The organism is Pseudomonas stagnisoli (genome assembly GCF_048595745.1).
GTDB classification, from domain to species: domain Bacteria; phylum Pseudomonadota; class Gammaproteobacteria; order Pseudomonadales; family Pseudomonadaceae; genus Aquipseudomonas; species Aquipseudomonas alcaligenes_A.
In genome coordinates, this window is sequence record NZ_CP184361.1 from 877247 (window position 1) to 890994 (window position 13748).

Annotated in this window: 11 protein-coding genes; 9 read left to right on the top strand and 2 right to left on the bottom strand. The window is 65.4% G+C overall.

Going from position 1 to position 13748, the window contains the following annotated elements; all coding sequences use genetic code 11:
• Positions 1-130: 130 nt before the first annotated feature.
• Complete coding sequence (locus ACOAPY_RS04200) at positions 131-4207, bottom strand: sensor domain-containing protein (RefSeq protein ID WP_465156708.1); 4077 nt, start codon at positions 4205-4207, stop codon at positions 131-133.
• A gap of 356 nt (positions 4208-4563) precedes the next feature.
• On the opposite strand from ACOAPY_RS04200, the gene ettA reads away from it, so the two are divergent.
• From ettA to ACOAPY_RS04245, 9 genes are all read left to right on the top strand, one after another.
• Entirely contained in the window at positions 4564-6231 is a 1668-nt protein-coding gene (gene ettA, locus ACOAPY_RS04205) for an energy-dependent translational throttle protein EttA (RefSeq protein ID WP_465155159.1), read from the top strand.
• Positions 6232-6388: 157 nt separating this feature from the next.
• On the top strand, positions 6389-6715 hold the full coding sequence (locus tag ACOAPY_RS04210; RefSeq protein ID WP_465155161.1) for a TraR/DksA family transcriptional regulator: 327 nt from the start codon (positions 6389-6391) through the stop codon (positions 6713-6715).
• A gap of 79 nt (positions 6716-6794) precedes the next feature.
• Positions 6795-9254: a Lon protease family protein gene (locus tag ACOAPY_RS04215; RefSeq protein WP_021701108.1), complete on the top strand. Its 2460-nt coding sequence runs from the start codon at positions 6795-6797 to the stop codon at positions 9252-9254.
• Positions 9255-9431: 177 nt separating this feature from the next.
• Positions 9432-9773 (top strand): PA4575 family protein, encoded by a 342-nt coding sequence (locus tag ACOAPY_RS04220; RefSeq protein WP_076580268.1) that lies wholly within the window; start codon positions 9432-9434, stop codon positions 9771-9773.
• Between the two features lie 183 nt (positions 9774-9956).
• Positions 9957-10451, top strand: a complete 495-nt coding sequence (locus ACOAPY_RS04225; RefSeq protein WP_076426881.1) for a TIGR00645 family protein — start codon at positions 9957-9959, stop codon at positions 10449-10451.
• A gap of 136 nt (positions 10452-10587) precedes the next feature.
• Entirely contained in the window at positions 10588-10893 is a 306-nt protein-coding gene (locus ACOAPY_RS04230) for a DUF6482 family protein (protein WP_076580269.1), read from the top strand.
• On the top strand, positions 10890-12425 hold the full coding sequence (locus ACOAPY_RS04235) for a cryptochrome/photolyase family protein (RefSeq protein ID WP_465155163.1): 1536 nt from the start codon (positions 10890-10892) through the stop codon (positions 12423-12425). The genes ACOAPY_RS04230 and ACOAPY_RS04235 overlap by 4 nt, the downstream gene beginning before the upstream one ends.
• Complete coding sequence (locus tag ACOAPY_RS04240) at positions 12422-12571, top strand: DUF2256 domain-containing protein (protein WP_374324771.1); 150 nt, start codon at positions 12422-12424, stop codon at positions 12569-12571. Before ACOAPY_RS04235 ends, ACOAPY_RS04240 begins: the two co-directional genes overlap by 4 nt.
• Positions 12572-12623: 52 nt before the next feature.
• Positions 12624-13241, top strand: coding sequence for an FKBP-type peptidyl-prolyl cis-trans isomerase (locus ACOAPY_RS04245; protein ID WP_465155165.1), 618 nt, complete (start codon positions 12624-12626; stop codon positions 13239-13241).
• 151 nt (positions 13242-13392) lie between these two features.
• Here ACOAPY_RS04245 and ACOAPY_RS04250 read toward each other — a convergent pair whose 3' ends face one another.
• Entirely contained in the window at positions 13393-13635 is a 243-nt protein-coding gene (locus tag ACOAPY_RS04250; RefSeq protein ID WP_021702940.1) for a PA4570 family protein, read from the bottom strand.
• Between the last annotated feature and the right edge of the window lie 113 nt (positions 13636-13748).

Here is a 13748-nt window from a genome sequence, read left to right on the forward strand (position 1 = left end):
CAGGACCGACGCGCGGCAGATCGTCAACAGGTTCTAAGGAAGGCGCGCATTCTAACCGATGTCCCGCGCCCTGGCACATGAAAGGCGGTCAAGTGCCGGACAAGCGGGCCTCAAGCGGCCCGCGCCCCGTCTAGTTCAGGACAAACAGGGCGTTGCCGCCGAACAGGGCCTCGAACTGTTCGGCCGGCATCGGCTTGCCGAACAGGTAGCCCTGCACCTGATCGCAGTCGTGCTCGCGCAGGAAGTCGAGCTGCGCCTGGGTCTCCACGCCCTCAGCAATCACCGCCAGGCTCAGGCTGTGGGCCATGGCGATGATGGCGCGGGCGATCTGCGCATCCTGCTCGCCGCCGGGTACGCCGTCGACGAAGCTGCGGTCGATCTTCAGCACGTCGATGGGGAACTGCTTGAGGTAGTTGAGCGAGGAGTAGCCGGTGCCGAAGTCATCCACCGCGATGCACAGGCCGAGCCTCTTCAGGCTGTTGAGCATCTGCAGGGTCTCGCCGACATCGCGCATCAGGATCGATTCGGTCAGCTCCAGCTCCAGGCTGGCCGGCGGTACGCCGCTGTCGTTGAGGATGCGCGAGATGCGCATGCCCAGCTGGCCGTCGCCGAACTGGCGGGCGGACAGGTTGACCGAGACCTTGGGCACGCGCACATCGGCCTCGTGCCAGGCCTTGAGCTGGCGGCAGGCCTCGGCGATCACCCAGTCGCCGACCTGGACGATCAGGCCCAGTTCCTCCAGCACCGGGATGAACTCCGAAGGTGCCACCAGGCCACGACGCGGATGCTTCCAGCGCAGCAGCGCCTCGGCGCCGGTCAGGCGCTTGCCGTCGCCGCTGAACTGCGGCTGGTAATAGAGGAGGAACTGACCCTGCTCCAGGGCATGGCGCAAATCGCTCTCCAGCTCCAGGCGCTGCAGGGCGGTGGCGTTCATCTCCGCCTGGTAGAACTGGAAGTTGTTCTTGCCACGCTCCTTGGCGTGGTACATGGCGGTGTCGGCGTTCTTCATCAGTTGGCTCAGCTCGTCGCCATCCTGCGGCGCCAACGCGATGCCGATGGAGGCGGTGACGAAGAATTCACGCCCCTGCAGGATGAATGGCTGTGCCAGGCTGGCGAGGATCTGTTCGGCCACGTGGATGGCGCGGTTGAGCGCGCCGGCGCGGGTGTTGCGCGCTTGCAGCAGCAGGGTGAACTCGTCGCCGCCCATGCGCGCCACCGTGTCGTCCTCGCCGACGCAGGCGGCCAGGCGCACGGCCACATCCTTGAGCATGCGGTCGCCGGCGGCATGGCCGAGGGAGTCGTTAATCGGCTTGAAGCGATCGAGGTCGAGGAACATCAGCACCACCCACTCCTCGTGCCTTTCGGCGTGCTGCAGGGCGGTGTGCAGGCGGTCCTGGAACAGCGTGCGGTTGGGCAGCAGGGTCAGGGCGTCGTAGTAGGCCAGGCGGTGAATGCGCTGCTCGCTGGCCTTGCGTTCACTGATGTCGTTGAAGAAACACACGTAGCTGGCCAGGTCGCCGTCATCATCGTGCACCGCCGTGATGCCGACCCAGGCGGGGAACTGCTCGCCATCACGGCGCCTGAGCCACAGCTCGCCCTCCCAACTGCCGTGCTGGTTCAGCCGGTTGACGATGTAGTTGAGCTGGGCAGCCTGCTGACGGTCGGCGGTGAGCATGCCGGGCAACTGGTCCAGCACTTCCTTGCCGGCGTAACCGGTGATGCGCTGGAAGGTTTCGTTGATGCGCACGATGTAGCCGGCCGGATCGGTCACCAGGATGGCCGCCGTGGAGTGCTCGAATACCGTCGCGGCCATACGCAGGTCGCGCTCGGCACGGCGTTGCTGGGTGATGTCGCGGCCGATGCCGAGTACGCCTTCAAAGTGCTCCTGCTCGTCCCACATCAGGGTCAGGCGCACCTCCACCGTGATCTTGCGGCCGTCCGCGCGCAGGCTGTCGAAGACGAAGGTGCGCCCGGTCAACGCCTCCTGCAACCGAGTCAGCTTCTCGGTCTGGTTACGCGAATCGCGCACCTGTTCGACCAGCTGCAGCAGGCCGGCCAGCTGGCGCGGGTTGGTCACGGTGCCGAGCAGGCCATTCTCCAGCAGCCAGTCCGGGCTATAGCCGAAGAAGGCCTGCGCGGAGGGGCTGACATAGTTCAGTTGCAGTTCACTGTTGGTCGAGAGAATCACGTCGCTGATGCTTTCGGCCAGCAGGCGGTAGCGTCGTTCGCTGTCGCGCAGGCTGGCCTGGGCGGCGATCTCTCCGGTGATGTCCTTGGCTACACCGATCAGGCGGCTGACCCGTCCATGGCGGTCGCGGCTCAGGGCGTGCTCGCGGATGTCGAACCAGTGCCAGCTGCCGTTGCGATGGCGCCAGCGCAGCTGGCAATGCAGCAGCTGCCCGTCGCCCACCACCTTCTGCAGATTACGCACGCGCTGGTACAGCTCGACGTCGTCGGGGTGGAGGATCTTCTCCCACAGGCGTTCGCCGAACTGGCGCAACTCGTCCTTGCTGTAGCCCAGATCAGGGCCCAGGCGGTTGTTGCTGAACATCACCCGCATGGTGTTCATGTCATGCACATACAGGGTGTCCGGCACCGAGCGCAGCACATCCGACCAGAAGCGCTCGCGCTCGACCAGCGACAGCTCCACGCGCTTGCGGCTGGTGATGTCGTGCATGCTGAGGGTCACCGCACGCAGTTCCTCGGCGCGACGCGGCAGCTGCAGGGTCAGCCAGAGGTAGCGCTCATGACCCTGCGGCGTCTTGATACGGCTCTCGACCATCATGTCGCGCTCGCCGTCGAGCAGGGCGGTGATCAGGGTCAGGCGGGCCCCGCCGGAGCGCAGCGGCGAGCTGCCGATCAGGTGCTGCCAGACTTCCTGAGGGGTGTCCAGGCCGAGCAGTTGCAGGGCAACCCGGTTGACTTCGCTGACGCGGATCTGCCGCATCAGCTCGGCATGTCGATGATTGTCCTGCGCCAGCCAGGGGCCCAGCTGCGAGCTGTGGCGCAGGCCACGGGCGTCCAGGTACTGGCGTAGTTCGAACAGGTCGAGTACGCACAGGGCCACGCCGCTGCCTTCGAAGATGTCCTGGTAGCGCCGGCGGGTATCCTGCAGCACGCGCAGGTTCTGGCGGTGTTCGGTCACGTCGCGCAGGACCCAGGCCCGGCTCGGCTCATCACTGTCGGTGTAGAGCGCGTGACAGGCGGTTTCGAACAGGCGTGGGCGACCGTCCTGCAGCAGTTCGATCGGCTCGCTTTGTTCATGCAGGGCATTTTCCAGCCAGGGCCTGAGCGCGGGCAGCAGTTCCAGCACATGCATCTGGCTGGCGCCCGCCAGATCCAGGCCGAACATGCGTTCGGCACGCGGGTTGAGATAGCTGAGGCGGCCGTCGGGGCGCGTGACCAGTACGCACTCGTCAATGGCGCCGAGGGCGCCGATGGCGTCCTCCATGGCCTGGCGTGACAGTGCATGGTAGGCGCGCAGACTGCGCTGCTCGCGCAGCAGGCCGAACAGGGCGAGCAGGGCCAGCGCCGCGCAGAGAATGAACAGCAGCAGCTTGCCAGCCTGCAGTGGCAGCATTTCGCTGCGTAGGCTGGCGGCGTCGAACAGGGCCTGAACGTGCCAGTCGCTGTAGCTCAGGGGCAGCGTGGCGATGCTCTGCAGCTGGCTGGCCTGCCCCGCCGACGTAGCCGCCAGCGGCGGCCGCAGCATGGTCTGACCGCTGCTGTCCTGCAGCTGCCAGGGCAGGTTGAAGCTTTGCTGGGGCAGCCAGTTGTTCAGCGCTGCGGGGCGCAGGCGCACCAGCCAATGGCCGTGCTCCTGTGGGTGCCTGATGAATAGCAGGATCAGCCCACCATCGGTTGTCAAATAGCTGTAGTGGAAGTGCTCGCCCTGAGGCAGGGGCTTGGGTTGTGGCATGCCGGGGGCGGTATCGAGCAGCTGCCGGCCCTGCGGGTCGTACCAGGCCAGGCTGTGCAGCGCCGGGTAGATGCCATGCAGGCGGCGTGACAAGTCAGGCAGCTGGGCGCTGTCGGGCGGGATTTCGGCGTGGGTTGCCAGAAAGGCGCGTCCGGTTTCAGCCTTCAGGCGCAGCACCAGGCTAAGGTAGTTGGCCAGTTGGCTGGCATGCTCCTGGCTGCGCATGCGCTGCGCGTTCTCCAGCTGGCGGGTCTCCTGATGCAGCTGCCACAGCAGCAGGCCGAGCATCAGCGCCACCAGCAGGGCCAGTGCGCCCTTCAGCGAGCCGCGTGCGGGGCTGGCGAGCGGGTCGCGGGGCTTGCCGGGAGCTGGAGGTCGGGAGAGTGCCAAGCGTATATACCCTGCTGATAAGGCTGCCGAGACGGGATGGCAATGAGCGGGCTGCAAAGCCGACTAGAATGCCCGGAAATGCGGCCAAGTGCCATTACTGCTCATCGACTGGTTTGCCCCTGGACCGCCATTCCGGTAGCTTTGCCGCACGCGCGCGGGCGCAAGGGCTATCATGCCCATTCGACCGGCGATCATCCCTGTCGTGCGCCGCCTCCCTGCGAATTCATATCTCCACGCGGAACCAAGGTCATTCCATGGCTCAATACGTCTATACCATGCATCGGCTCAGCAAGGTTGTGCCGCCGAAGCGGGAAATCCTCAAGAACATCTCCCTGTCGTTCTTCCCGGGCGCCAAGATCGGCGTTCTCGGTCTCAACGGCGCCGGTAAATCCACCCTGCTGCGCATCATGGCCGGCGTCGACACCGAGTTCGACGGCGAAGCCCGCCCCATGCCGGGCATCAATGTTGGCTACCTGCCGCAGGAGCCGCAGCTCGACCCTAGCAAGACCGTGCGCGAAGTAGTGGAAGAGGCCGTCAGCCAGATCAAGGATGCCCAGGCGCGCCTGGACCAGGTCTACGCTGCCTATGCCGAGCCGGATGCCGACTTCGATGCCCTGGCCGCCGAGCAGGCCAAGCTGGAGGCCATCCTGCAGGCCTCTGACGGCCACAACCTGGAGCGCCAGCTGGAAGTCGCCGCCGACGCCCTGCGCCTGCCGCCGTGGGACGCCAAGGTCGAGCACCTGTCCGGTGGCGAGAAGCGCCGCGTGGCACTGTGCCGCCTGCTGCTGTCGGCTCCCGATATGCTCCTGCTGGACGAACCGACCAACCACCTGGACGCCGACTCGGTGGCCTGGCTGGAGCGTTTCCTCCACGACTTCCCGGGCACCGTGGTGGCCATCACCCACGACCGCTACTTCCTCGACAACGTCGCCGGCTGGATTCTCGAACTCGACCGCGGCGCCGGCATTCCTTACGAGGGCAACTATTCCGGCTGGCTGGAAGCCAAGTCCGAGCGCCTGGCGCAGGAATCCAAGCAGCAGTCGGCCCACGAGAAGGCCATGAAGGAAGAGCTGGAGTGGGTGCGCAAGGGCGCCAAGGCCCGCCAGGCCAAGTCCAAGGCCCGCCTGCAGCGCTTCGAGGAGATGCAGTCGCAGGAGTTCCAGAAACGCGCCGAGACCAATGAGATCTACATCCCGGCTGGTCCGCGCCTGGGCGACAAGGTCATCGAGTTCAAGAACGTCACCAAGGGCTATGGTGATCGCGTGCTGATCGACAACCTCAGCTTCAGCATGCCCAAGGGCGCCATCGTCGGCGTGATCGGCGGTAACGGCGCCGGTAAGTCGACCCTGTTCCGCATGATCATGGGCAAGGAAATCCCGGATTCCGGCAGCATCGAGATCGGCGATACCGTGCAGCTGGCCTGCGTGGACCAGAGCCGCGACGACCTGGACGGCAGCAAGACCGTGTGGGAAGCGGTGTCCGACGGCCTCGACATGATCAAGATCGGCAACTACGAGGTGCCGTCGCGTGGCTACGTTGGCCGCTTCAACTTCAAGGGCGGCGACCAGCAGAAGTTCGTCAAGGACCTCTCCGGTGGTGAGCGTGGCCGTCTGCACCTGGCCCTGACCCTGAAGCAGGGCGCCAACGTGCTGCTGCTCGACGAACCGTCCAACGACCTCGACGTGGAAACCCTGCGCTCCCTCGAAGAGGCCATGCTGGACTTCCCCGGCGCCGCCATCGTGATCTCCCACGATCGCTGGTTCCTCGACCGCGTGGCCACCCACATCCTCTCCTACGAGGATGACGGCAGCGTGGTGTTCTTCGAGGGTAACTACACCGAGTACGAAGCCGACCGCAAGAAGCGCCTCGGCGATGCGGCCAGCCAGCCGCACCGGGTGCGCTACAAGAAGCTGGCGCAGTAAGCGCCATGCAGCAAAAGAAAACGGGGCCTGCGGGCCCCGTTTCTTTTTCCATCAGCCACGTTCAGCCGGACCGCGCGCCGCTGCAAAGTTTGATCGTGGTCAGTGTGTGGCGGCCAATTGCGGCCAAACTGTCTGCATCGTCTTCAGGAGCCTCGCCATGAGCCACGTTGATCCCCGTTCTGCGCTGGATACGCTTTACGACGAATACAGCCGCCGCGCCACGGCCATCCGCCGCGACCTCGGCCTGCAGCGCAATGCCGACTTCGCCGAGCAGGCCGTCGAGCGGCAGAATGATGAGGTGCTGGAGGCCCTGCTGGCCGAGGCGGAAGCGGGCATGCGGCAGATCGGCATGGCGCGCCTGCGCCTGGCCGATGGCTGTTACGGGGTGTGCCAGCGCTGCGGCGAGGCGATCGAGCCGGCGCGCCTGCAGGCATTGCCGGCGGCCGAGTTCTGCCTGAGCTGTGCCGACCGCGCGGGCGTCTGATTGGCGCCTTGCCAGCGGCGGCGGGGCGGCGCCATTATGGTCCCATCTTGCGGCTTGCCCGCTCTGACAAGGACTTCCGATGCCCGAATCCTTCGCTGCCAGCCTGCGCCTGGCGCCCGATGCCCTGACCCGTCCCTGCGCTCCCGATCAGTTCAACTTCGCCACCACTGACGACCTCGAGCCGTTTCGCGGCGTGCTCGGCCAGGAGCGCGCGGTGGAGGCGCTGCAATTCGGTGTGGCGATGCCGCGCCCCGGCTACAACGTCTACGTGATGGGCGAGCCGGGCACCGGCCGCTTCTCCTTCGTGCAGCGCTACCTCAAGGCCGAGGCCAAGCGCCAGGCCACCCCGGTGGACCGGGTCTACGTCAATCATTTCGATGAGCCGCGCGAGCCGCGCGCGCTGGAGCTACCGCCAGGTACGGCGGCCGCCTTCATCGCCGATATCGGCCACCTGATCGACAACCTGCTGGCGACTTTCCCGGCGGTGTTCGAGACGCCGACCTACCAGCAGAAGAAGGGCGCCATCGACCGCGTGTTCAACCAGCGTTACGACAAGGCCCTGGACCTGATCGAGAAGCTGGCGCTGGAGAAGGACGTGGCCTTGTACCGCGACAGCGCCAACATCGCCTTCACCCCGATGAAGGACGGCAAGGCGCTGGACGAAGCCGACTTCGCCCAGCTGCCGGAAGCCGAGCGCGAGCGTTTCCATGACGACATCGCCGCGCTGGAGGAGCGCCTCAACGAGGAGCTGGCCAGCCTGCCGCAGTGGAAGCGCGAAAGCAGCAACCAGCTGCGCCAGCTCAACGAGGAGACCATCAGCCTGGCGCTGCAGCCGCTGCTGTCGCCGCTGTCGGAAAAGTATGCGGAGAACGCTGGCGTGTGCGCCTACCTGCAGGCGGTGCAGGTCAACCTGTTGCGCACCGTGGTCGACCAGCTGCTCGACGACAAGCCGGACCTGCAGCGCCGCGAGATGCTCGAGGAGCAGTACAGCCCCAGCCTGGTGGTCGGCCACCACGGCGATGGCGGTGCGCCGGTGGTGTTCGAGCCACACCCGACCTACGACAACCTGTTCGGCCGCATCGAGTACAGCACCGATCAGGGCGCGCTCTACACCAGTTATCGGCAGCTGCGCCCCGGCGCGCTGCACCGGGCCAACGGCGGCTACCTGATCGTCGAAGCGGAAAAGCTGCTCAGCGAGCCCTTCGTCTGGGATGCGCTCAAGCGCGCCCTGCATTCGCGTCAGCTGAAGATGGAGTCGCCGCTCGGCGATCTCGGCCGCATTGCCACCGTGACCCTCAACCCGCAGGTCATTCCGCTGCAGCTCAAGGTCATCATCATCGGCTCGCGCCAGCTTTACTACACGCTGCAGGACCTGGATTCCGACTTCCAGGAGATGTTCCGCGTGCTGGTGGACTTCGATGAGGAGATCGCCGTCGGCGACGACAGCCTCGAGCAGTTCGCCCAGCTGCTCAAGACGCGTACCTCGGAGGAGGGCATGGCGCCGCTCACGGCGGCCGCCGTGGCACGCCTGGCCACCTACAGCGCGCGCCTGGCCGAGCACCAGGGGCGCCTGTCGGCGCGCATCGGCGACTTGTTCCAGCTGGTCAGCGAGGCCGACTTCGTGCGCCAGCTGGCCGGTGATGCGATCACCGACGTCGGCCATATCGAGCGCGCGCTCAAGGCCAAGGCCGACCGCACCGGGCGGGTGTCGGCGCGGATCATCGATGACATGCTGGCCGGCATCATCCTCATCGACACGGCTGGCGAGGCCATCGGCAAGTGCAACGGCCTGACCGTGCTGGAGGTCGGCGACTCGGCCTTCGGCGTGCCGGCGCGCATCTCCGCCACCGTTTATCCGGGCGGCAGCGGCATCGTCGACATCGAGCGCGAGGTCAGCCTGGGCCAGCCGATCCACTCCAAGGGGGTGATGATCCTCACCGGCTTCCTCGGCAGCCGCTACGCTCAGGAATTCCCCCTGGAAATCTCCGCCAGCATCGCCCTCGAACAGTCCTACGGTTATGTGGATGGCGACAGCGCCTCGCTTGGCGAGGTCTGCACGCTGATATCCGCGCTGTCGCGCACGCCGCTCAAGCAGTGCTTCGCCATCACCGGCTCGATCAACCAGTTTGGCGAGGTGCAGGCAGTCGGGGGCGTCAACGAGAAGATCGAGGGCTTCTTCCGCCTGTGCCAGGCGCGCGGCCTGACCGGCGAGCAGGGCGTGATCATTCCGCACTCCAACGTCAGCAACCTGATGCTCGATGAGCGCGTGTTGCAGGCGGTGCGTGCCGGGCAGTTCCATGTGTACGCCGTGCGCCATGTCGACGAGGCCCTCGGCCTGCTGCTCGGCGAGCCGGCCGGCGCGCCGGATGCCAAGGGCCAGTTCCCCAAGGGCAGCGTCAACGCGCGGGTGGTCGAGCGTCTGCGCAGCATCGCCGAGCTGGGCATGGAGGAAGAGGAGAAGGACAAGGAGGCCGCCAAGGACAAGCCCAAGGAGAGCAAGCCGCGCGCCAAGCCGGCACCGAAAGCGGCCAAGGAGTAACGGCGGCAACTGGTCAGTCACTGCGCATTCCGGTGGCGCCCGCGGCGGGCGTCGCCGCAGGGTGGTTTCCCCCGTTCCTTCCACAGAGTTATCCACAGCGGGCGGGGATAACTTTTACCTTCCGCAGTGCGGTGCCCGGGTGTAGGCTGAAGGTCAGACCTCGCGAGGACCGCCGTCATGCCGCGCAGCCTCTGTCTTACCCGTCAGTGCCTGGGCCTGACTACCCGCATCGAGTGCGAGATCCGTCCGCTGGCCGGTCAGCAGGGCTTGTGGACGCTGCTCTGCGCCGCTGGCATGTCCGCTGCCCAGCCTTCGGCAATTAGGGCGCAAGGCCCATTCCACGGGCCTCTGGTAGCCGAGGAAATTCTCGCTTCGATCGCCCGCTGCCTGGCCGACCAGGGCTACGCGCCCTGTGCCGAACCGCCAATCTGGCGCCTGCATCTGCAGGCCGAACTGCGCCGGCTCAATGGAGTGTGTTGCCGTCCGCGTGGCGATTGTCAGTCCCGTCCGGAAAACTGAACGCTTTTTGCCCAACCTGAGGGAGCTTCCCGTGGGCAGGGGAGTACAGCCATCCTTCCCGGGCCTGCCCACAAGGTTATCCACAGTAAGCGGGGATAAAAATCCGCCGGCGCTTGTCACCTTGCCCGCCGGGCACGGCTGGGTATACTCGCGACCAGTTTTCTATCCACTCGGCGAGATCACATGGAACGCTTTATCGAAAATGCTATGTACGCCTCGCGCTGGTTGCTGGCGCCCATCTACTTCGGTCTGTCCCTGGCGCTGCTGGCGCTGGCGCTGAAGTTCTTCCAGGAGGTTTTTCATATCCTCCCGAACGTGTTCAACATGGCTGAGGCCGACCTGATTCTGGTGCTGCTGTCGCTGATCGACATGGCGTTGGTGGGTGGGTTGCTGGTGATGGTGATGATCTCCGGCTACGAGAACTTCGTGTCCCAGCTGGATATTGACGAGGGCCAGGAGAAGCTCAGCTGGCTGGGCAAGATGGACTCCGGTTCGCTGAAGATGAAAGTGGCGGCCTCCATCGTGGCGATTTCCTCCATCCATCTGCTCAAGGTGTTCATGGATGCCAAGAACATCGAGCCGGTGTACCTGAAGTGGTACGTGATCATCCACATGACGTTCGTTATCTCCGCGTTCGCCATGGGCTACCTGGACAAGCTGACCAAGCACGATCACTGATTCCCGCGCTCCGTTCTTGCGTTACCAGGCCGCCCGTCCGCTGTTTAGCGGACGGGCGGTTTCATTTCTGCCTTGCGATAATTAAATTTGTACAACATTATCTATTTGTACAGTTTTTAACGGCGAGGTGAGCGACATGAAGCTGCAAGAGCTGTTGGTCCGGGCGCAGGCGGGGCAGGTTGATTCGCTTGAGCTGATTTCCCTCGAGGGCGGCACTTATGTCCTCGAGGCGGTGACGGGTGGCCACCGCATGTCGGTGAAGGATGCCAATGGCGTAGTCCTGCACCTGCGCTCCGTGGAGCATGCACGTGACCTGTTGCAGGGCATGCCGGTGCTGCCTTTCCATCTGGTGCATGCCGAAGTGCATGACGAGATGTGCGGTATGCCGCCCGCCGCCAATGAGCCGCTGCGCGTACCGATTTCCATGCGCTCTGCCTGGTGAGTTCGTCCCGCCTGGCGCTGGTCCTGGGCGACCAGTTGAGTTTCGAGCTGGCCTCACTGCGTGAGCTGAACCCCGACCGTGATGCGATCCTGATGGCCGAGGTGGTCGACGAGGCCACCTATGTGCCCCATCACCCGCAGAAGATCGCGCTGATCTTCAGTGCCATGCGCCACTTCGCCGAGGCCCTGCGCCAGCGTGGTTGGCGTGTCCTTTATTCGCGCCTGGATGATCCGCACAACAGCGGCTCCATCGTCGGCGAGTTGCGGCGTGGGCTGGAGCAGCTGGGAGCCAGCGAGATTCATCTCACCGAGTGTGGCGAGTGGCGCCTGCAGCAGGCGCTGCGCGACAGCGGTCTGCCGCTGGTCTGGCATGCCGACCGGCGTTTCTTCTGTTCGCGCGAGTGGTTTGCCGGCTGGGCGCATGGCAAGCGTCAGCTGCGCATGGAATTCTTTTACCGGGAGATGCGGCGCAAGCATGGCGTGCTGATGAACGCTGACGGCACCCCGGTCGGTGGTGCCTGGAATTTCGATGCGGAGAACCGCAAGGCATTGCCCCGGCACACCAAGACGCCAGCTGTCGCGGGTTTCGCCGCCGATGCCATGACCCGCGAGGTACTGCAGCTGGTCGGCGAGCGCTTCTCCGCGCATTACGGTTCGCTGCACGGCTTTGACTATCCGGTGACCCACGCCGATGCCGAACAGCTCTGGCAGCACTTCCTCGACTTCGCCCTGCCGGCCTTCGGTGACTACCAGGATGCCATGGCCAGCGGCGAACCCTATCTGTTCCACGCGCGCATCAGTGCGGCGCTGAACATCGGTCTGCTCGACGTGCGCCGGCTGTGCGCCGACGTCGAGTCGGCCTACTGGGCTGGGCGGGTGCCGCTCAACGCGGCCGAGGGCTTCATCCGCCAATTGCTCGGCTGGCGCGAGTACGTGCGTGGCATCTACTGGCTGCACATGCCGGACTACGCCACGCGCAACGCTTTCGGCAATACCCGTGCGCTGCCCGAGTTCTACTGGACCGGGCAGACCCGCATGAACTGCATGCGCCAGGCCATCGGCCAGACCCTGGAGCTGGCCTACGCCCATCACATTCAGCGCTTGATGGTCACCGGCAACTTCGCCCTGCTGGCCGGCATCGTGCCGCAGCAGGTCTGCGACTGGTACCTGGCGGTGTACATGGATGCCTTCGACTGGGTCGAGTTGCCCAACACACTGGGCATGGTGATGCATGCCGACGGTGGCTACCTGGGGTCCAAGCCCTACTGCGCCAGCGGCCAGTACATCAAGCGCATGTCGGATTACTGCGGCGACTGCGCCTACAAGGTCAGCGAAAGCACCGGCGAGTCGGCCTGCCCGTTCAATGCGCTGTACTGGCACTTCCTCATGCGCCACCGCGACCAGCTGCGCGGCAACCAGCGTCTGGGCATGGTCTATCGCAACCTGGAGCGCATGCCGGAGGAACGCCAGCAGGCGCTCTGGCAGCGCGGCGAACTGCTGCTGGCGCGCCTGGATGCCGGGGAGATGCTGTGAGGAAGAAGGCCGACCTGCCCAGCAAGCCCTGTGCGACCTGCGGGCGGCCGCTGGTCTGGCGACGCAAGTGGGCGGCCTGCTGGGACGAGGTGCGCCACTGCTCCGAGCGCTGCCGGCGCAACCGCGCGCGTCCCGACGGGTCTTGAAGCGCCGCCTGTGCTAGTCTGGCCGGCCTTTTGACCCCTGTGGAGCCCGGCCATGTCCGAACTCGATCTTTCCACCGACCAAGCCCGCGTCAGCTATGGCATCGGCCGTCAGCTGGGCGACCAGCTGCGCGACAATCCGCCGCCCGGCGCCAGCCTGGAAGCCATCGTCGCCGGTCTGCGCGACGCTTTCCATGGTCAGCCCAGTCAGGTTGACCCAGAAGCGCTGAACGCCAGCTTCCGCGTGATCCGCGAAATCATGCAGGCCGAAGCCGCCGCCAAGGCCGAGAGGGCTGCCGCCGCCGGTCGCGACTACCTGGTGGAGAACGCCAAGCGCGAAGGCGTGACCGTGCTGGAGTCCGGTCTGCAGTACGAAGTGCTGGTGGCCGGCGAGGGCGCCAAGCCGTCACGCGAAGACCACGTTCGCACCCATTACCACGGCACCCTGATCGACGGCACCGTATTCGACAGCTCCTACGATCGCGGCCAGCCGGCCGAATTCCCGGTCGGCGGCGTGATCGCCGGCTGGGTCGAGGCCCTGCAGCTGATGAATACCGGCAGCAAGTGGCGCCTGCACGTGCCGAGCGAGCTGGCCTATGGTGGCCAGGCCGTCGGCAGCATCCCGCCGCACAGTGTGCTGGTGTTCGACGTCGAGCTGCTCGACATCCTGTAAGAAGCGATGCCCGGATCGCTCGTCCTGAACGATCCGGGCATCTGCAGAAGCGCCATTGCTTCTGCTCATGGGCCGTGCCCATGTCCCGGCGCCTCCCTGTGCCGGGGTGGATGCGCAGAGCGACCGCCGTTGGCCGCTTGCCTTGCAACGCTCAGTGCAGTTCGCCCTGCGGCCGCAGTGCCCGGGCATAGCAGAACAGGAACAGGCCGCGCACTAGCTCCTTCAGTACGCCAGGTTCACTGGAGCCGAAGTCGTGCAGATCCAGTTCACCCTGTTCACGCAGCTCGCTGAGGGCGTCCTCGTGCAGCATGGCGCAGACTTCGCCGGTTTCGCGGTTGAGGATACGCAGGTAGGGATGCGGGCGGTCCAGCCAGGCATCGATCAAATAGGTCATGGCTCATCTCCTTGTCGTCCAATCAGTTGGATATGAGAATAATTCCTATTATCAAAATAGCAAGCCTCAATCGTGCTTTTCGTCGGGCAATAAAAAGCCCGTCACAGGGACGG